We start from the raw sequence: 17,799 nt of genomic DNA, 5'->3' as shown, positions 1-17,799 counted from the left end.
ACTGGATGTTTATCTTGTGCCAGTTAACGCCGATGGTTCGACCAGTTCAAGGAGAAACCGATGTACACGCCGCCAGCTTTCGTGGTCGACGATAAAAGCGAGATACACGCGATGATGCGGGCGTGCCGCATTGCCACCTTCATTACCGCGACCGAAGAGGGGCCGGTGGCGACGCCGCTACCGATGTTGATCGATGCGGACGAAGGCGAAAGCGGCACCCTCTATGCCCATCTCGCCCGGCCGAACCCGCAATGGCAGATACCTGTTCTCGGCGATGGTCTGGCAGTCTTCATGGGGCCCGACGCCTATGTCACGCCGACCTGGTATGCCGCGAAGGCCGAACACGGAAAGGTGGTTCCGACCTGGAACTACACCGCTGTCGAGGCCAAAGGCCCGGTCGAATTCTTCGATGATCCCGCCCGTCTTCTCGATATCGTCAAGCGGTTGACCGAACTTCATGAGGGGGAGACCGCCAACCCGTGGTCCGTCGCCGACGCCCCGCCGGCATTCATCGGCGCACAGTTGCGTGGCATCGTCGGGATCCGCATGCCGATTTCGCGCCTGACCGGCAAGCGCAAGCTCAGCCAGAACCGCTCCGAAGCGGATCGGACGGGGGTGCGGACCGGCCTTCTTGAAAGTCGGCGCCCATCGGACCGCGCCATCGCCGGCATGATCCCCGGCCCATCCTCGTCATCGTGAGACACAGTCATGTTCAAACCTGATTTCAATCCGCAGCCGACATTGCGTGGCGAAGCCATTCACCTCAGGCCGATGGCGGCCGGCGATCTCGAGGGGCTCTATTCTGCCGCGAGCGATCCGGATGTCTGGGCGGGGCATCCGGCAACGGACCGCTACAAGCGGGACAAGTTCGAGCCCTATTTCGCCGTGCTGTTGGCGAGCGGAACGACGCTTGTGGCCGTCGATCGGCGGAAAGACGAGATCATCGGCTGCTCGCGCTACTATGTCGCCCCCGACATGCCGGACAGCGTGTCGATCGGCTTCACCTTCCTCAACAACGCCTATTGGGGTGGCGGCACCAACTTCGAAATGAAGCGGCTGATGCTCGACCATGCCTTTGCTGCCTATCCCGACGTCTGGTTTCATATCGCCCCGACCAACATCCGTTCGCAGAAGGCGACGGGCAAACTCGGCGCGCAACACGTCTACGACGCGACGCTGGACCTTTCTGGAACACCATCGCCCTGGATGTGCTTCCGCCTGGGGCGGGACGACTGGCGCCGGGTGGTGACGGACAGGGCGGCCAGCATGTGATCCGGCGTCCCATGTCCCCTTAACCCCAGCCGTCACTTCCTCAGCTTGTGCCTCGTTGACTCTGGTTCGATGTCATACTAATTGGTTTGATATCGAACCAGATGGAGAGGGCTATGAGGAAGAGACAGTTTCTGGCCGTGCTGGGCGGAGGTGTTGTGCTGGCGGCGGCCGGCGCATCTGCGGCCTTTGTCTTTACCCGCAGGCCCGACCGCGCGCTGGCGCCCTGGGCGCGGGCCGGTATGGCTGGCCAGGATCCACGGCGCATGGCGCTCTCCTACGCGATCCTTGCGCCCAATCCGCACAACCGGCAGCCATGGCTCGTCGACCTCCGTGTCGAGGATCAGGTGACGCTCCACGTCGACACCACCCGCCTGTTGCCGCAGACCGATCCCCACAACCGCCAGATCACGATAGGCCTCGGTTGCTTCATCGAGCAGATGGCCATCGCCGCCTCGACGCAGAATTACCGGCTGGACGTATCGCTCTTTCCTGATGGCAGCGACCCGCAGGCGCTCGACGGCCGCCCGGTTGCCGTGATCCGCTTTGAAAAAGACCCGGGGATCGCTGCCGATCCGCTCTTTCAGCGGATCCTTGCGCGCCGGTCGCTGAAGGAGCCTTTCGATCTCACCAGGCCCGTGCCGGGAGAGGTGCTTGCCGCACTTGGCGCCTCCGTTCGTCACGGCGCCCTGGCGGGATCGAGCAATGCGCCAGCCACGGTCGCGACGCTGAGGGCGTTGACCCATGCGGCCCTGGAGCTGGAGATCAACACGCAGCGGACCTACAAGGAAAGCGTCGACCTGCTGCGGATAGGCAAGGCCGAAATCGACGCCAATCCCGATGGCATCGACCTTGGCGGAGCCCTGTTCGACAGCCTTGCCGCGCTCGGGCAATTGAGCCGCGAACAAGCGCTCGACACGACGTCGGCCGCCTTTGCGCAAGGGCGTGCGGCGCTGCTCGCCAACACCGACACGGCCATGGCGCATATCTGGCTGACGACACCGGGCAACAGCCGTGCCGAGCAGATTGCTGCCGGCCGCGACTGGGTGCGCATCAATCTGACAGCCACGGCGCTTGGAACGGGCCTGCAACCCCTGAGCCAGGCGCTGCAGGAGTTCCCCGAGATGGCCGGACACTACCGGCAAGCGCACAAAATGCTGTCGCCGGATGGCGGGACCGTTCAAATGCTGGGGCGGCTCGGTTATGCTTCCGCCGTTGAGCCCAGCCCGCGATGGCCGCTGGATGCCAAGATCATCTGAATGTGGCTGGAGCATGCGCCTTGGACGACGATACCCTCATCTTTGCGTTCTTCAATGAAATCGGCATCGTCAGCCAATTGTCCCAGGCCTTTCTCAACCGACACCTCCCTGACGGGCTGCACAGCTCGCACTTCGCGACGCTGAACCATCTCTACCGCGTCGGCGAAGGCACGACGCCGCTCGCGATCGCCAATGCCATGCAGGTGACGAAGGCGACGATGACCCACACGCTGTCGGTGCTGGAGAAACGCGCGCTGGTCGAGATCAGGGCAAATCCGAGGGATGGCCGTTCGAAGAGGGTTTTCCTGACACCGGCCGGCCGGGCATTCCGACTGGCCGCGATCGGCGATGTGACGCGGGCCTTGGCGACAGTCTCCTCGCTGTTTGATCGCGCCGAGCTGGAAGCGAGCCTTCCCGCCCTGCAGCGCGTCCGCAAGATCCTCGATGCCGAACGCGCCAACCGCCCGGACGGCCGCTGATGCCTCGGCGCGGCCGTCGATCACTCCGTCGTTGCGCGCAGCGCGCGGGTGATCTCCTCGGCGAACATCGAGGTGGCAAGGCCGTGGCTGCGCTTTTCCCGCTGCACGAGGGAAAGCACGTTCTTCCCGAAGGTGCGGTCGCGGATCTGCAGATAGGTCAGCACGCCGTTGCGCTGCTCCTCGGCGATATCGAACTTGCTGAGAAAGGCAATGCCGTCGCCGGCTGCGGCAAGGCACTTCATCGCCTCGATCGAGTTGGTGAGAAACGCCGGCTCGACCGTCAACCCGGCATTGGCGAAGGCGTCGGCGACGATACCGTGGATCAGCATCGACTTGTCGGCGAAGATGAGGGGATAGGGCTCGCAATGGGCAAGCGGCAGGGTGTCGAGCCCGACGAGCGGATGTTCGGGAGAGACCACGGCGCCGAGCCGCGTGTCCATCTTCCACAGCGTTTCGAGCTGCGGTGACGGCGGCAGGTTGAAGGCAAGGCCGAGATCGGCCTCGCCATCGATCACCGCCTGGACGATGTCGTGGATGAACATCACCCGGATCGAAATCTTCAATCGCGGATGGCGGGCGCAGAACTTGGCCGCCGCCTTCGGCACGATGCCGCCGGCAAGCCCGTTCATGGTGGCGATGATCACCTCACCGCTCTGCAGCGCCTTGAGGTCACGGATTTCTGCCTCGACCTGGCTGTATTCCTTGATGGTCCGGCGCACATGGGCAACCAGGATCTCGCCGGCGGGCGTCAGCCTCAGCCCTCTTGGCAATCGTTCGAACAGCGGTTCGCCAATCATCTCTTCCAGCTGCAGCACGTGCTTGTTGATTGCCGATGCGGCCACATTGAGCCGTTCGCCGGCGGCGCGGATTGAGCCTGAGCGCGCGACTTCGTCGATATAGCGCAGGACGCGTGAGTGCAGCATGACCGGAATTCCTCGTCTTAAGCGCTCTCGAAAAGCGAACGCAATGCGCAGAAAATACTGCTTTTCGGAAGCGGTGCAATGACTTCTTATGGCCGCAGACAAACGGGGCGGTCGGCACAAGGGGCCGGCCGGGACCGGTCCGGCGTCGCCCGGTATCGGACGAGACATGCAAGTGGAGGAAAATGCGTGAACACAAACGAAGCCGTTCACTACGACAAAGTGCGCGCCATCTTTGACATCCTGAATGGAGAGAGGGAGGCCGACCTTCTCCTGAAGAACCTCAACATCCTCGATGTGCACGGCGAGACCGTCTATCAGGGATCGATCCTCATTTATGACAAGCGCATCGTCGCGCTCAATCCCGACGAGACGATCCTGAAGGTGAAGGATGTTTTCGACGGCAAGGGGCTCTATGCGATCCCCGGCCTGATCGACGCCCATATTCACTTCGAATCGCAGCTGGCGCATCCGACCGCACTGGCAGAGGCGATGGTTCCCTGCGGCACGACGACCATCTATGCCGAGTGCCTCGATCTCCTGAGTGCTGCGGGAGAAGAGGGCGCCAAGGCGGCCGAGAGCCTGTTCAAGGACTATGACAAGCTGCCCTATCGGCTCTATGCCTTCGCGCCGGGCAAGAAGACGGCGGCCAGCGTCACCGAGGCGGTCTTGAACATGGAGCCGGTCATCGGGCTCGGTGAATTCGAGCACTTCACCTACAGCTCGGGCGATGACGACGATTTCCGCAAGGCGGCCTGGGTGCGCGCCAAAGGCGGCTTCATGAACGGCCACTGGGGCGTGACCGCGCTGTCCGACATGGTGCTCAATTATCTGCCGGCGATCGGGGTATCGAACAATCACGATGTCTGGAACGAGAAGGACATCGAAAAGAGCATCCGCTACGGCTTTCCGACACACATCAAGTTTGGCGTCGGCAGCAGCGAGGTCATCAAGATCCTATTGCGCGCCATCGTCGATCGGAAATGGCCGACCGACAACTTCATGCTGTGCACCGACAACATCTCCATCGAGCGCCTGCTGACCATGGGCCACATGGACTGGATCATCTCGCTCTGCGCCGAGATGGGTTTCAACCCGATCCATGCGATCAAGATGGCGACCTACAACACCGCAAGGTCGTTCCACATGGAAGACCGGATCGGCTCACTCACCCCCGGCCGGTTTGCCGATATCGTCTTGACCGACAGCCTGTCGAAGATCAACCCGCTCTACGTCTTCAAGGACGGCGAACTCGTAGCAAGGGATCGCAAGCTCCTCAAGAACGCCGATATCGACTATTTCGGCATGCGCAAGAAGGGCGTGCCCGGTCTCGACGACCTGACGCCGGACCAGCTCAACATCGTGCCGCTGGAAGTTTCCGAGGATGGTAGCCAGGCCAAGGTCTATCTGTTCGACGTCTATGGCCGCGGCCACGCGAAGTTCTACCAGGAGGTCTGGGTGCCGCTGAGGGACGGCAAGGTGGTCTGCGAACACGAGGGCGTGAAACTCAGCCGGCTGTCGGTGATCCAGCGCTATGCCGACGGCAAGCGCCATGTGGTCAACGGTCTCTTCAAGGGCGTTTATGTGAACCGTGGCGCGGTCGCCACCTTCTGGCCGGCGCCAAAGCCCTACTTCGTCGTCGTCGGACAGGACAGCGAGGAAATGTGCCATTGCGCCCGCCGCGTCGACACCTATGCCGGCGCCTGCATCGTCACCGAGGCCAAGGTGGAGAAGGCCGTCATGCCGCTCGATATCTACGGCGTCATGGCCGACATGACCGTCAGCGAATTGACGGCCGCCGCCGGCGCGATCGATGCGGCCCTTGAAGAGATGGGCAACCGCAACGAGGGCGAGCCGGTCGTGAACAAGCTCTTGAGCCTCTTCATCTCGCTGCACCGGTTCCGTTTGATGGCCTGAGGGGCGCTTGGAGGCGGACGACGGGCAGGCGCTGCGGTGCCTGCCCGAAGCGGGGGACCGCGGATCGAGCGGACGGAGGAAGCCGCGACATCCGGGAAATCATCACACGATTTGCCGGCAGCCGTTGAAATGGCGGCTGCGACAGGGCAACAGGACAATCTGGGAGGAGAGTAGACAATGGGACAGAAGACGGACGAGGCCGAAATCGTCGATACCGGCAGCCTGGTTAGGCGTTGGATCATGTATGTGGTGGGCATCTATGTGCTCACCTTCGGGGTCAGCCTGGCGATTCGGGCCGGCATCGGCGTATCGCCGCTCAGCAGCCTGACGCGGACGATGACGTTGGTCTATCCGCCGCTCAGCCAGGGCACCTACAATTTCATCACCGAACTGGTCATGCTGACGCTGACCTATCTGGTTCTGCCCAAGGATTTCAAGCTGAAGAGCTTTGCATCGCTGCTGCCGGCATTCGCGCTCGCGGTGTTCCTCGACTTCAACTTGGGTATCACCGAATTCGTCAAGCTCGACATCTACTATGCGAAAGTGGCGCTGCTGGTCTTTGCAGATGCGGCGCTGGCCTTCGGCCTGTTCTTGATGATCCGGGCCAATCTCGTGCTGATGCCGATGGACATGTTCGTCAACACGCTCTGCAAGCGCACGGGCTGGAAGTGGGGCAACATCAAGACCGGCTACGACTGCGCGCTGCTGGTGGTGTCGGCCTTCATCGGTCTTGCCTTCCTGTCGGATATCCCCTTCATCCGTGAAGGCACCGTGCTGAACGCCGTGCTGGTCGGCCAGTACATCCGGCTCTACTTCTTCCTCTACAGACGAATGCAGGCGAAGAAGGCCGCGCCTTCGGCGCAAGGACTGGGAACCGCCGCCGAATAACCATGCCGGCAAGGACCGGGGCAGGGCTCTCCCAGGCGGAAAGCCCTGCCATTTGCGTAAGTAAAAACCTACGTATTTGCGTCGCTGCCCGGCAGGGACGCACCGGGAACATAGAGCGATATCGGCCGGATTTCGTAGACCGCCGTCGGATTGGCGCGGCGCAGTTCGCGGGCAGCGCCGATCGCCGCCTCGATCGTCGGGAAGTCGACGACGTAGAAGCCGAGCAGCTGCTCCTTGGTTTCGGCAAAGGGGCCGTCGATGACAGTGCCCTCGCCCTTGCCCCGGAGCGTCACGGCGCGCTCGGTCGCCCCCAGTCGGGCAGCGGGCCCGAGCGACCTGGCGCGCACGAGACGATCGTTGACCTCGAGCAGGTCGGTCATCAGCGCCGCGTCCTCCTCCTGGCTCCAGGACTGAACCACTCCCTCTTCATGATAGGCGAGGATGGCGTAATACATCGAGCATCTCCCTTGCGCGCCTTCGCGTTTCGCACCTGCCAGGCACACGACGGTCACATGCGGGTCGCGCGCCGATGCAAAGCATATCGTCCGATCGGTGCTGCGCCTATGGGTGCTGGGACTTCTGTTTCAGGAACGGTTCGAGACTTGCGACGAATTCCGACAGAAGCGCCCGGTCGAAATGCCCTTTTGAGCCGTACATCATCTGTATGGTTTCCGCCGGGCTCCAGGCGCGTTTGTAGGGCCTGAGCGTCGTCATCGCATCGTAGACGTCGCAGATGGAGGCGATGCGCACCGGCATGGAGAGCTGCTCGCCGCGAAGGCGGTCGGGGTAGCCGCCGCCGTCGACATGCTCATGGTGATGAAGGCAGACGTCGAGCACCGTTTCGGGAACGTTGCCGTTGGCCCGCAGCAGATCGTAGCCGCGCCGCGTATGCGTGCGGATCTGCGCGATCTCCTGCTCATCGAGCCGCTCGGCCTTGTTGAGCAGCCCCTTCGGCAGCAGCAGCTTGCCGATATCGTGCAGCAAACCGCTGAGGCCCAGGATCTGCACCGTTCGCTCGTCGAGCTTCAGCCATCGGCCGAAATGCACCATCAAGCCGCTGACGGCGATCGAATGCAGGAACGTGTATTCGTCCTTCTTCTTCAGCCGGCTGATGCCGATGAGGGCAATCGGGTTGTGCTCGACGGCGGAGGCGATCTTCTCGACGGCGTCCTGCGCCCGGTCGAGCGCGACCGTCCCGCTGAGCCGGGCATCGGTAAACACGCCGGCCAGAAGGTGCTTCGTCTGGTCGATCGTTTGCGTGACCGCCTTGTTTTCGGCAGCTGTAATGGTGAAGGCAGACTGCGCGAAGGTCGGCGCGTCCCGCGAAGAGGCCGCGATGTCGCAACCCTTCTGGACGTTGATCAGGACGCTGATGACCTTGCTGTTGCGGACACGGTCGACCTCCGTTGCCGTGCTCAGCAGAAAGCCGCGGCGCAGCGCCGCCTCACTTGCGCCGCCCTCGAGTTCCTCGACAAACATGCCGAGCCGGACCTGATGCCTTCGTATTCGCTTGCGCATGCCTCTCCTGAGCCGATGCCTAGGTCATGAAACGGGATGTTCGAATGCCGGGAATGATCAGAACTCCTGCCATTCGTCGGCGAGGGCAACATTACCACGAACGACCGCGGACATCCTCGGGGACGGGCGCTGTCGCGCAAGGGCCGCAGGTCCCGAAGCGACCGCCATGCCCCGTCGCGCCCCTGCGGCAGACGGCGCAGCCGCGCCGATCTCGAACTGGCCAAGCAGTTGGAAAAGCGCCTCGGCTTCGCCCGCGAGCCGGCGTGCGGCGGCGGCGGAGGCTTCCACCATGGCGGCATTCTGCTGCGTGCCCCGGTCCATGGTGGTGACGGCCTGGTTGATCTCCTTCAAGCCGGTCGCCTGCTCCTTCGACGCCTCGACGATCGCGCCGACATTGTCGTTGACCTCGAGGACCCGCGAGACGATCTCTTCGAGCGCGGCGCCCGTCTTGCCGACGAGCGTCGCGCCGCGTTTGACGTGACCGTTGGATGCGCCGATCAGCGCCTTGATCTCCTTTGCAGCCTTTGCGGAACGCTGGGCAAGCTCGCGCACCTCCTGCGCCACGACCGCAAACCCCTTGCCGGCATCGCCCGCGCGGGCGGCCTCGACGCCAGCGTTGAGCGCCAGCAGGTTGGTCTGGAAGGCGATCTCGTCGATGACGCCGATGATGTTGGAGATCTCCGCCGACGAGGTTTCGATCATGCCCATCGCTTCGACGGCGCTGCGCATGACCGAGCCGGATTGCTCGGCGTTGTCGCGCGTCTGGCGCACCTGCGCGCCGGCGTCTTCCGCACGACGGCTGCTGTCGGCAACCGTCGTGGTGATCTGTTCGAGAGCGGAGGCTGTTTCCTCCACGGAAGCGGCCTGCTGTTCCGTGCGTTTCGACAGATCGTCACAGACGGATCGAACCTGCTGCGCGCCGGCGGCGATCGCGCGCGCGTTCTCGGCGACGGCCTGCATCGCGGCCTTCAGTTTTGCGGCCGCGGCGTTGAAATCCACCCGCAGCTTGTCGAGCGTCGGGATGAAAGCGGTGTCGAGCGTCTGCGTCAGGTCGCCGTCGGAGAGCGACTGCAACGCGTTTGCAAGCACCTCCACATTGCTCACGCGACCGGTGACGTCGGTTGCGAACTTCACGACCTTGAAGACCTTGCCGTTCATGTCGAAGATCGGGTTATAGGACGCCTGGATGAACACCTTGCGCCCGCCCTTGCCGAGCCGCATGAATTCGTCGGTGACGAATGCGCCGCCGGCGAGCCGCTGCCAGAATTGGCGATACGCGTCGCTGGTGACGTAGTCCGGCTCGCAGAACATCGAATGATGCTTGCCTTTGACCTCCGAGAGCTCGTAGCCGAGCGTCGTGAGGAAATTCTCGTTCGCGTTCAGGATCTCGCCTGTCGTCGTGAACTCGATCACGGCCTGCGCGCGCGAAAGCGCGGCAAGCTTGCCGGCGTCCTCGGCGCTCTTGCGCTTGTATTCGGTGATATCCGTTGCAAGCTTGATCACCTTGTAGGGCCGGCCGGCCCTGAACACGGGATTGTAGGACGCCTCGATCCAGATCTCCCTGCCGCCCTTGCCGAGGCGCTTGTATTGCCGGCGGTCGAATTCACCCCGGGCAAGCTTTGCCCAGAACGCCTGATAGTCGGGCGATGCGGCCTCGGCGGGATCGACGAAGAGCCTGTGGTGATGTCCGACGATTTCCTTGAGCTCGTAGCCCATCGTGGCGCAGAAATTCGCGTTGGCATCGAGGATCCGGCCGGTGAGGTCGAATTCGATCATCGCCTGGGAGCGGGACATCGCATCGCGCACGGCCTTGGCCTCGGAGCCGAAGGCAACCGAAAAACGTTTCATCTGGAAAGTCCTTTGTAAGGGGCAGATCTGCGGCCGTGGCGAAGCTGGCACTCGCACGCGGGAGCGCCGTTACACAGCCTGAACGCACATCATCGCAAACAGGCGTTACCATCGGCGCATCATGCGCATGCGTAACCCCCAGATTTTGCCTGGCTATATTTCGCATGCACGATTTAACGCGGCGTTAATACCGCGAGGCGGGACGAAAGTTCGTTTACGATTCCCTTTGGGTTGCAGATCTTGAGTTGACGTCTTCGACGGCTGCGCGCGCTGGTGGGCACGCGTAAGCTTGATCGGCGATGCGAAGGCTGCTTTGCTGAGGGCGGGTTTCAGCGGTTGACGGCGCTCAAAGGTAAGGCGCTGCTGCCTGACCAGAAAAGCCCCCCTTGCCCAAGTGCCGCATATGCATCAGGTACGTTTCCATGGAAATTTATCAGCTCAGAACCTTCCTCGCCGTGGCGCGCTGCCAGCACCTGACCCGCGCGTCCGAGCAGCTTCATGTCAGTCAGCCGGCCGTTTCCAAGCACATCAAGGCGCTTGAGGAAGAATTGGGCCTGACCCTGTTCGAGCGCACGCCGAGCGGCGTATTTCTGACGAAAAGCGGCAAGGAGATCTTTCACCTGGCCGAGGTCACGCTGAGCTCCGCGATGGCGCTGACCAACAAGGCCGCCCAGCTCAGAGGCGAGGTTGCCGGAACAGTGAAGCTCGGCACCATCGTCGATCCGGAATCGCTGCGGCTCGGCGAGTTTCTCGCCCGCATGCTGCAGTGGCATCCGATGATCGACGTCAAGCTCAAGCACGGCATTTCGGGCGAGATAGCGCAGCAGGTCACCGCCGGCGATCTTGACGCCGGCTATTATCTTGGACGGGTGGAGATGCCGGGCATGGGTGCGCTCGAGCTGCGAAAAGTCGTCTATGTCGTCATTGCGCCGGCAAGTTGGGCGCAGAAGCTTCACGGAGCGACGCTGCAGGACCTGGCGGGCCTTCCGTGGGTCGGGCCGAATTTGCAGAGCTCGCAGCACCGCATCCTGCATGACCTGTTTGCGGATGCCGGTGTCGCGCCACCAACGGCGGCAATCGAGGTCGATCAGGAATCCTCGATGATCAGTCTCGTCAAGAGCGGCGTCGGCCTTTGCCTGATGCGCGAAGAAGTCTCGCGAAGCGATGTCGCAAACGGCGACCTGGTGATGTGGGAAGGCGTCATCCCGCTGTGCCCCTTGTCCTTCATCTATCGCGAAAATCGCAAGTCGGATGCGCCGATTGCGACGATGCTCCATGTTCTCGAGAGCATGGTCGAAGAAAATCCTGCCCCGCCGTCAGCCGTGGGCACCGCAGAATTCGACGTTTCGTCAGATAGATAGCCGCGCCGATCCGGCTCATTCCCTAGCGGAATTGCTGCAATTCCGAAATGCGATTGGCCCTGCAGGAAGCGCGCTGTTAGTCCTCGCCCATTGACACCCGCGGTGGGAGCCGCGGCTTATCTGGGAGGATAACATGCAACAAGGAACTGCCCATGCAGCGGACGTGCGTTCGCTGCAGCCTGATCGTGCCGCCAAGGCAAATGCCGTCTACAGCAAGGTGTTCTGGCGCCTCGTGCCGCTGCTGTTCATCTGCTACGTCGCCTCGTATCTCGATCGCGTCAATGTCGGCTTCGCCAAGCTGCAGATGATGTCGGACCTGTCGCTCAGCGACACGGTCTACGGTATCGGCGCGGGCATCTTCTTCATCGGCTATTTCGTCTTCGAGGTGCCGAGCAACATCATTCTGTCGCGCGTCGGGGCCAAGGGCTGGATCGCCCGGATCATGGTGACCTGGGGCATCATCTCGGCCGCGATGATGTTCGTGACCTCGGCGGAGATGTTCTATGTGCTGCGCTTCCTGCTCGGCGTTGCCGAAGCCGGGTTTTTCCCGGGCGTCATCCTCTACCTGACCTACTGGTTTCCGGCCGAACGCCGGGCGCGCATCGTCGCGACCTTCATGACCGGCATTGCCTTTGCCGGCGTGATCGGCGGACCGCTGTCCGGATGGATCATGCAGGAGTTCGCCGGCGTCAACGGCTGGACCGGCTGGCAGTGGATGTTCCTGCTCGAGGGTATACCTAGCGTGCTGCTGGGCGTCTTCGTCCTGTTCTATCTCGACAACAGCGTGCGCAGCGCCAAGTGGCTTTCGGATGAGGAGAAGGCGCTGATCGAGGCCGATCTGGCCAATGACAATGGCAAGAAACAGACGATGACGCTCGGCTCGGTCTTTCGCAATGGCAAGGTCTGGCTGCTGTCGGGGATCTACTTCTGCTGCATCATGGGTCTCTACGGCATCAGCTTCTGGCTGCCGCAACTGATCAAGAATGCCGGCGCCAAGGATGTGATGGAAGTGGGCTTCCTGACGGCCATTCCCTACGCCGTCGCAGCCGTCGGCATGGTGCTGATCAGCCGCAATTCCGATCTCGCCGGCGAACGTCGGTGGCATATCGCCGTCTGCGCGGTCATCGGTGCCGTCGGACTGTTGCTTTCCACGCTGGTCATCAGCAGCATTCCGCTCTCGCTTGCAGCCCTTTCGCTGGCAACGCTCGGGATCCTCACCACGCTGCCGCTGTTCTGGACCCTGCCGACCGGCTATCTCGGCGGCGTGGCCGCGGCTGCCGGCATTGCGATCATCAACTCGATCGGCAACCTCGCCGGCTTCGTTAGCCCTTATCTCATCGGCGCCGTGCGCGACGCCACGGGAAGCACCGATGCCGGAATGTACGCGCTGGTGGCAAGTCTCTGCATCGGTGCCGTCTGCGTCATCGCCTTCATTCCGAAGGCCATGCAGCGCTAGCACAGCCAACCCCGGTCGCGCCGTGGGACGGTGCGATCGGGGCGGGGTGTGACAGACCCGAACCCAGTCCCGGCGCTCGCGCAATGGCGCGCCGGTATTCCATCAACGTCTGCAAGCACGCGGGAGACGCCGGATGAGTACAGCCGCAACGAATATCCAGTTCGCAAGAAGCCGGGCGGCGCCGGCACCGCGCAGGGCGCCGGAAGAGTGCCTTAATGCGGTCTTCGCTGCCGCTCTGGCCGCTGTCGATCCCCTGATCGTCGTTCCGCCGTTTCTTCCGACCCCGCCGCTCAACGGACGCACCGTCGTCGTCGGTGCCGGCAAGGCAGCGGCGCGCATGGCAGAGGCTGTCGAGGCCCATTGGGATGGTGAACTCGAAGGCCTCGTGGTCACACGCTACGGCCACGGATCCGCCTGCCGGCGCATTGAAGTCGTCGAGGCCGGCCACCCGGTTCCAGACGAGGCGGGCGCCGATGCGGCGCGGCGCATTCTCGACCTTGTCTCCGGGCTCGGCCCCGGCGATCTGGTCCTGTGTCTCATCTCCGGCGGCGGGTCTTCGCTGCTCTCCATGCCACGACCGGGCGTGACCCTTGCGGAGAAGCGGGCAATCAACCGCGCTCTTCTCGTGAACGGCGTGCCGATCGGCGAGATGAACTGTGTCCGCCGGCACCTGTCGGCGATCAAGGGCGGACGACTGGCGGAGGCATGCGGGCCTGCGCGGATCGTGACGCTGGTTTTGTCCGACGTGCCGGGCGATGATCCCGCGGTGGTTGCCTCCGGTCCGACCATCCCCGATGCCAGCACATCGGCCGATGCCCTGGCCATTCTGGAGCGGTATGGCATCGACGTGCCGCCTGCCGTGCGGGCCGCATTGAGCGCGCCGAGCGCTCGACCGACGGCTGCCCCGAATGTCGCAAACCGGGTCGTGGTGGTGGCAACCGCCCAGCATGCGCTCGAGGCTGCCGCCGCCAAGGCGCGGGACCTCGGGCTTGCGCCACTCATCCTCAGCAACCGTATCGAAGGCGAAGCCCGAGACGTCGGCGCGGTGCATGCGGCGATCGCCCGTCAGGTCCGCGACTTCGGTCAGCCGCTCTCAGGCCCCGCGCTGTTGCTGTCGGGCGGAGAAACCACGGTCAGCGTGCGTGGCAAGGGCAGGGGCGGCCGCAATGTCGAGTTCCTGCTGGCGCTGGCAGCGGGTCTCGACGGCTGCGCCGGCATCCATGCGCTCGCCTGCGATACCGACGGGATCGACGGATCGGAGGATAATGCCGGGGCGCTCCTGCGTCCGGATACGCTGGCGCGAGCAAAAGCGCTCGGCCTCGATGCCGGCGCGCATCTTGAAGACAACGATGCCTACAGTTTCTTCGAACGGCTCGGCGATCTGATCGTCACGGGTCCGACGAGAACGAACGTCAACGACTTCCGCGCGGTGCTGATCGAGGCGGGGGACAGGGCGTGAAAGGCGTCGCACCTTCAACAAACTGTCGCAGAGGAAAGGTATCGCAGACCGCGAAGCAATCCTGACCTCCGCGCCTGCCCGCGGCAGCGTCGACCTTTGATGGGTAACACATGCGCGCGTCTCGAATTCTGGCCGGACTGATCGAACGGCACGATGAACTGGAACTCAGGCTCGATCTCTTGGAGTGCACCAGCACCGCGCTCTGCGACGATGGCACGCTCACCGAGTTGCGGCACACGCTGAAGGAAATCCGACGCGACATTGCCCGCAACAGGACCCGTTGCCGCTGAGGGCGGCGGCGACAACAGCACCGCTTGCCCCGTTTTGGCCTGACAACGCCATCTCAAGCCAGACACGCGGGACGTTTGCCGGCGCGCCTGGCCTTGAATGCCTGATGGCGATGACGTCTTAGCTCGTGTGCCCTGCAATGGCGGCGAGGATGATATCCCAATCGTCGCCGTGCAGTTCGTGACCACCGCCGGCGATCGAAACAAATCTGGAGCCGGCGACCGCATCGGCAATCGCCATTCCGTGCTCGATGGAAAAGATCGGGTCGGTGGTGCCATGGATGACCAGAAGCGGCGCTTCGAGCGATTTGAGTTTGCCTTTGACGGCTTCGCCGCCCTTGAGCATGAAGTGGTTGGTGGCCGAAAGCAGGCCACCCGAACGATCGTAATCCCGCTCGATGAAAGTTCGAACCCGATCGGCGTCATGCGGATGCGCGGTGCTTGCGATCATGCGGGCGTCCTTTGTCATGAACGCGATCACCTGGCCCCGATCAGACCAGTCGAGGCTTTCCGCTGAAGCGGCATGCTCCAAGTAGGCAGCACTGATCGGCGGAAGTTCGATCTCGAGACCGATCGGCGTGGTGCTGACGAGCGTCAGCGAAGACACACGCTCTGGCGCTGACAGTGCGAGGATCTGGGCAATCATGCCACCGAGCGACATGCCGACGACGTTGGCCGCCGCCAAACCGTAGGCGTCGAGGACAGCAGCCGCGTCGCCGGCCATGTCGTCCATCGTATAGGGCGGATTGCCCGGGGCATATTTGGTCGATAGCCCGGTGTCGCGGTTGTCGTAACGGATCATGTAACGGCCGGTTGAAGCGAGCGCGGCGCAGAACGCGTCCGGCCACCACATCATCGAGGCCATCGCCCCCATGATCAGGAGGACAGGCGGGGCCGCGGGATCGCCAAATGCCTCGGTTGCGATGGTGACACCATTGGCATTGACGACTTTCTCCGATTTGCCTTTCGCCATGGCATCGCTCCTTGTAACTGCACTCGTTGCGGCCAGGGCTGCTGCTGCGAGCAGAAACTGGCGGCGGCTGGTCTTTTGGGTATCTAGCGTGCTTTTCATCTTCGTCTCCCTTGCGACATTCAACGTCGGCATGGGCAGACACTAGGGTCGTCAGCGTGCGCTCTCGAGAGAGAGATCTGACAAAACCGGGGCATTCATGCAATTCGTCTTTCGCGCGGCCTTATTCGCTTGCGGCCAGATCGGATGATTGTCTGGAATGGGCGCGAGGCTCCGGCGGGGGCAGGCGCGCGTCGTCCCAGTCCTCGTCGAGGGTGAAGCGGAAATCACAAGAAGGCGCGCCCTCGGCAAGGGTCTGCCGTCGACGAAAGCCAGCGCCCCACTGAGCCGCCATCCGGTAGTCCAGGCTGCAAGCCGCATGTCGGGTGAGTTCGGGAAGACCTTGCTGCTTGAAGTAGGCTGCCAGCGGACAGACGAGCACGTCGAACACGAGCCCTTCGCCGGACGGATCCTTCGAGCGCTGGAACGGGGCGGTGAATACAAACGCGAACATGGCATCGAGCATGAAGCGGATGCGGGTCTGCGGACGGGAGGCGGCGAGGCGGGTCGCGCCGAAGGCAGTGGCGATCGGCCCCTTGAACAGGTCCCAGTTGATCTCTGCGATCAAGTCGCCGGCGCGTTCGGGAAGAAGACCGTGTTCACGCATGGCGCGGTAGAGCGCGCAATCCCATTCCATGTAGCGCAACAGGAGATTAACACCCGTCGAGTGGTTCGGCCGGTCCCGCTTGATCTCGCGCCGGATGCTTAGGGCATTGCGCCAGATCACGGCAGCGATCTCCGGCGGTACGGATGTTGCGAGGCGACGTCTCGCCGCGCGCCCGAACGCTACGGTCGGCAGGCGGAGCGTCAAGGACGCAACGAAGCCCATCTTCTCCAATCTCTCCATGCGGCGGCCTTCGGCCCGCATGCCGTTGCACCGGGGCCTTCCGGGAGGAATAGCGCATAAGTTGAACCGGGCCGCAAGCCGGCCCAGTGTCCATCCGGATTGCAGGAGGCGCAAACGCAAAGAGGGCCCGGCTCGGCCGGGCCCCGTCTCATCGGGTTGCAATGGTATTCGCGCGGAACGCGAAAACTCAAGGCTGGTAGTCGGCCGGTGCGATGATCTTGCTGAAGTCGTAGGATGCGACCTTGTCGCGGGTGACCAGCAGTGCCGGCGCCTCGATACGGCCGAGCACCTTGCCGCCTTCGATCGCGGCGGTGGCTTCGCGCATGGCGTCGCGGCCCATCGAGACTGCAGGCTGCAGCGAGGCGCAGGTCAGCGTGCCGTTGTCGAGTGCCGCGCGTGCCTCGTCGTTCAGGTTCGAGGTCGATACCTTGAATTTGTCCGTGGCCTTGGCGGCGTCGAGCGACTTGATCGATTCCACCGCCATCGTGTCGGCCGCGGTGAAGATGCCGTGCATGCCGGGGTAAGCCTTGGCCCATTCGGTCACGGCAACGCCCGCATCCTTCGTGCCGCCGGCCTTTTCCGCGACGATCTTGATCTCCGGGAAGTCGGCTTCAAGCGTGTTCTTGAAACCTGTAACGCGAAGCTTGGCCCAGATCTCGTCCGGACCGGCGAACAGGCCGACCTCGCCCTTACCGCCGATCGCCCGGCCAAGGCAGATGCCCTGCAGGCGACCCATGCCGATATTGTCGGCGCCGACGAACGACGTCAGCCGATCGGATTTCGGCGGGACCGAAAGGGCGATGACCGGAATGCCCTTGTCGATCGCTTCTTCCACGGCCGGTGCGACGGCCGCGGCATCGGCGGCGCCGATGATGATGGCGGCGACCTTCTTGTCGATGAAGCCGCGGATCTGCTCGATCTGCAGTTCGGCCTTGTCCTTGGCGTCGCCCTTGATGACCGTGTAGCCCTTCTCCTTGCCCGCCGTCTCGACGCCGTACAATCCGGCCTTCCAGAAGGGCGAGGCGAAATAGGGAACCGTGACCCCAATTGTCTTTTGCGTTTCGGCGCCGGCGGGGGCGGCGAGCGCGCCGGTTGCCGCGACCGCCAGAACAAGCGTCATGAATCGTGCATTCCTGCCCATGGTTTCTCCTCCAGAACTCGGGTCATGAATTTCGCCGGAGCGCCGAGGCGCGCCAGCGTGTGCATTCAACACGGTCATATT

17 protein-coding genes are annotated in these 17,799 nt (G+C 63.2%); 10 read left to right on the top strand and 7 right to left on the bottom strand.

The window, feature by feature from the left end:
- Positions 1-60 precede the first annotated feature (60 nt).
- The 4 genes from RTP54_RS17420 to RTP54_RS17405 all read left to right on the top strand — a co-directional run bounded on the left by RTP54_RS17420 (position 61) and on the right by RTP54_RS17405 (position 3,007).
- Positions 61-699 (top strand): FMN-binding negative transcriptional regulator, encoded by a 639-nt coding sequence (locus RTP54_RS17420; protein ID WP_312364567.1) that lies wholly within the window; start codon positions 61-63, stop codon positions 697-699.
- Positions 700-708: 9 nt separating this feature from the next.
- The gene (locus tag RTP54_RS17415; protein WP_312364565.1) at positions 709-1,272 is read left to right on the top strand and encodes a GNAT family N-acetyltransferase; all 564 of its coding nucleotides are present in this window, start codon (positions 709-711) and stop codon (positions 1,270-1,272) included.
- 113 nt (positions 1,273-1,385) lie between these two features.
- Positions 1,386-2,528, top strand: a complete 1,143-nt coding sequence (locus RTP54_RS17410) for an Acg family FMN-binding oxidoreductase (RefSeq protein ID WP_312364563.1) — start codon at positions 1,386-1,388, stop codon at positions 2,526-2,528.
- Positions 2,529-2,548: 20 nt separating this feature from the next.
- The gene (locus tag RTP54_RS17405; RefSeq protein WP_312364561.1) at positions 2,549-3,007 is read left to right on the top strand and encodes a MarR family transcriptional regulator; all 459 of its coding nucleotides are present in this window, start codon (positions 2,549-2,551) and stop codon (positions 3,005-3,007) included.
- A 20-nt stretch (positions 3,008-3,027) separates the two neighbouring features.
- Here the strand turns inward: RTP54_RS17405 and RTP54_RS17400 are convergent, their stop codons facing one another.
- Positions 3,028-3,930 (bottom strand): LysR family transcriptional regulator, encoded by a 903-nt coding sequence (locus tag RTP54_RS17400; protein ID WP_112811869.1) that lies wholly within the window; start codon positions 3,928-3,930, stop codon positions 3,028-3,030.
- Positions 3,931-4,116: 186 nt separating this feature from the next.
- On the opposite strand from RTP54_RS17400, the gene RTP54_RS17395 reads away from it, so the two are divergent.
- Together RTP54_RS17395 and RTP54_RS17390 are read left to right on the top strand one after the other, a co-directional pair.
- Complete coding sequence (locus RTP54_RS17395; protein ID WP_312364557.1) at positions 4,117-5,844, top strand: amidohydrolase family protein; 1,728 nt, start codon at positions 4,117-4,119, stop codon at positions 5,842-5,844.
- A 177-nt stretch (positions 5,845-6,021) separates the two neighbouring features.
- Positions 6,022-6,732 (top strand): YczE/YyaS/YitT family protein, encoded by a 711-nt coding sequence (locus RTP54_RS17390; RefSeq protein ID WP_112811871.1) that lies wholly within the window; start codon positions 6,022-6,024, stop codon positions 6,730-6,732.
- A gap of 68 nt (positions 6,733-6,800) precedes the next feature.
- On the opposite strand, the gene RTP54_RS17385 is transcribed toward RTP54_RS17390, so the two are convergent.
- The 3 genes from RTP54_RS17385 to RTP54_RS17375 form a co-directional block, all read right to left on the bottom strand.
- Complete coding sequence (locus tag RTP54_RS17385) at positions 6,801-7,187, bottom strand: YciI family protein (protein ID WP_112811872.1); 387 nt, start codon at positions 7,185-7,187, stop codon at positions 6,801-6,803.
- A gap of 106 nt (positions 7,188-7,293) precedes the next feature.
- Positions 7,294-8,250 carry an HD domain-containing phosphohydrolase gene (locus RTP54_RS17380; protein WP_312364552.1) on the bottom strand — a complete coding sequence of 319 codons (957 nt, stop codon included), beginning with the start codon at positions 8,248-8,250 and terminating at the stop codon, positions 7,294-7,296.
- A 57-nt stretch (positions 8,251-8,307) separates the two neighbouring features.
- Positions 8,308-10,098, bottom strand: coding sequence for a PAS domain-containing methyl-accepting chemotaxis protein (locus tag RTP54_RS17375; RefSeq protein WP_312364550.1), 1,791 nt, complete (start codon positions 10,096-10,098; stop codon positions 8,308-8,310).
- Between the two features lie 422 nt (positions 10,099-10,520).
- On the opposite strand from RTP54_RS17375, the gene RTP54_RS17370 reads away from it, so the two are divergent.
- The 4 genes from RTP54_RS17370 to RTP54_RS17355 all read left to right on the top strand — a co-directional run bounded on the left by RTP54_RS17370 (position 10,521) and on the right by RTP54_RS17355 (position 14,664).
- Positions 10,521-11,459: a LysR family transcriptional regulator gene (locus tag RTP54_RS17370; protein WP_112833312.1), complete on the top strand. Its 939-nt coding sequence runs from the start codon at positions 10,521-10,523 to the stop codon at positions 11,457-11,459.
- Positions 11,460-11,592: 133 nt separating this feature from the next.
- A complete protein-coding gene (locus tag RTP54_RS17365) occupies positions 11,593-12,915 on the top strand; it encodes an MFS transporter (RefSeq protein ID WP_312364548.1) in 1,323 nt (440 codons plus the stop codon).
- A 133-nt stretch (positions 12,916-13,048) separates the two neighbouring features.
- On the top strand, positions 13,049-14,374 hold the full coding sequence (locus RTP54_RS17360) for a glycerate kinase (protein ID WP_312364545.1): 1,326 nt from the start codon (positions 13,049-13,051) through the stop codon (positions 14,372-14,374).
- A 110-nt stretch (positions 14,375-14,484) separates the two neighbouring features.
- Positions 14,485-14,664 carry a hypothetical protein gene (locus RTP54_RS17355; protein WP_112811878.1) on the top strand — a complete coding sequence of 60 codons (180 nt, stop codon included), beginning with the start codon at positions 14,485-14,487 and terminating at the stop codon, positions 14,662-14,664.
- Positions 14,665-14,782: 118 nt separating this feature from the next.
- Here the strand turns inward: RTP54_RS17355 and RTP54_RS17350 are convergent, their stop codons facing one another.
- The 3 genes from RTP54_RS17350 to RTP54_RS17340 form a co-directional block, all read right to left on the bottom strand.
- Complete coding sequence (locus RTP54_RS17350; protein WP_312365022.1) at positions 14,783-15,634, bottom strand: alpha/beta hydrolase; 852 nt, start codon at positions 15,632-15,634, stop codon at positions 14,783-14,785.
- A gap of 220 nt (positions 15,635-15,854) precedes the next feature.
- Positions 15,855-16,457, bottom strand: a complete 603-nt coding sequence (locus tag RTP54_RS17345) for an L-2-amino-thiazoline-4-carboxylic acid hydrolase (protein ID WP_312364542.1) — start codon at positions 16,455-16,457, stop codon at positions 15,855-15,857.
- A gap of 307 nt (positions 16,458-16,764) precedes the next feature.
- Positions 16,765-17,697 carry a sugar ABC transporter substrate-binding protein gene (locus RTP54_RS17340; RefSeq protein WP_162704475.1) on the bottom strand — a complete coding sequence of 311 codons (933 nt, stop codon included), beginning with the start codon at positions 17,695-17,697 and terminating at the stop codon, positions 16,765-16,767.
- Positions 17,698-17,799 lie beyond the last annotated feature (102 nt).

The organism is Ensifer sp., from assembly GCF_031989085.1.
GTDB lineage: Bacteria > Pseudomonadota > Alphaproteobacteria > Rhizobiales > Rhizobiaceae > Ensifer.
Note: the sequence above shows the minus strand (reverse complement) of the source record. Positions and strands in the feature narration are given on the sequence as shown.

Excerpts from the sequence above, each read along its gene's own strand:
- RTP54_RS17420 (WP_312364567.1), top strand. The coding sequence starts at position 61 with ATGTACACGCCGCCAGCTTTCGTGGTCGACGATAAAAGCGAGATACAC.
- RTP54_RS17415 (WP_312364565.1), top strand. The coding sequence starts at position 709 with ATGTTCAAACCTGATTTCAATCCGCAGCCGACATTGCGTGGCGAAGCC.
- RTP54_RS17410 (WP_312364563.1), top strand. The coding sequence starts at position 1,386 with ATGAGGAAGAGACAGTTTCTGGCCGTGCTGGGCGGAGGTGTTGTGCTG.
- RTP54_RS17400 (WP_112811869.1), bottom strand. The coding sequence starts at position 3,930 with ATGCTGCACTCACGCGTCCTGCGCTATATCGACGAAGTCGCGCGCTCA.
- RTP54_RS17390 (WP_112811871.1), top strand. The coding sequence starts at position 6,022 with ATGGGACAGAAGACGGACGAGGCCGAAATCGTCGATACCGGCAGCCTG.
- RTP54_RS17385 (WP_112811872.1), bottom strand. The coding sequence starts at position 7,187 with ATGTATTACGCCATCCTCGCCTATCATGAAGAGGGAGTGGTTCAGTCC.
- RTP54_RS17380 (WP_312364552.1), bottom strand. The coding sequence starts at position 8,250 with ATGCGCAAGCGAATACGAAGGCATCAGGTCCGGCTCGGCATGTTTGTC.
- RTP54_RS17375 (WP_312364550.1), bottom strand. The coding sequence starts at position 10,098 with ATGAAACGTTTTTCGGTTGCCTTCGGCTCCGAGGCCAAGGCCGTGCGC.
- RTP54_RS17370 (WP_112833312.1), top strand. The coding sequence starts at position 10,521 with ATGGAAATTTATCAGCTCAGAACCTTCCTCGCCGTGGCGCGCTGCCAG.
- RTP54_RS17365 (WP_312364548.1), top strand. The coding sequence starts at position 11,593 with ATGCAACAAGGAACTGCCCATGCAGCGGACGTGCGTTCGCTGCAGCCT.
- RTP54_RS17360 (WP_312364545.1), top strand. The coding sequence starts at position 13,049 with ATGAGTACAGCCGCAACGAATATCCAGTTCGCAAGAAGCCGGGCGGCG.
- RTP54_RS17355 (WP_112811878.1), top strand. The coding sequence starts at position 14,485 with ATGCGCGCGTCTCGAATTCTGGCCGGACTGATCGAACGGCACGATGAA.
- RTP54_RS17350 (WP_312365022.1), bottom strand. The coding sequence starts at position 15,634 with ATGGCGAAAGGCAAATCGGAGAAAGTCGTCAATGCCAATGGTGTCACC.
- RTP54_RS17340 (WP_162704475.1), bottom strand. The coding sequence starts at position 17,697 with ATGACGCTTGTTCTGGCGGTCGCGGCAACCGGCGCGCTCGCCGCCCCC.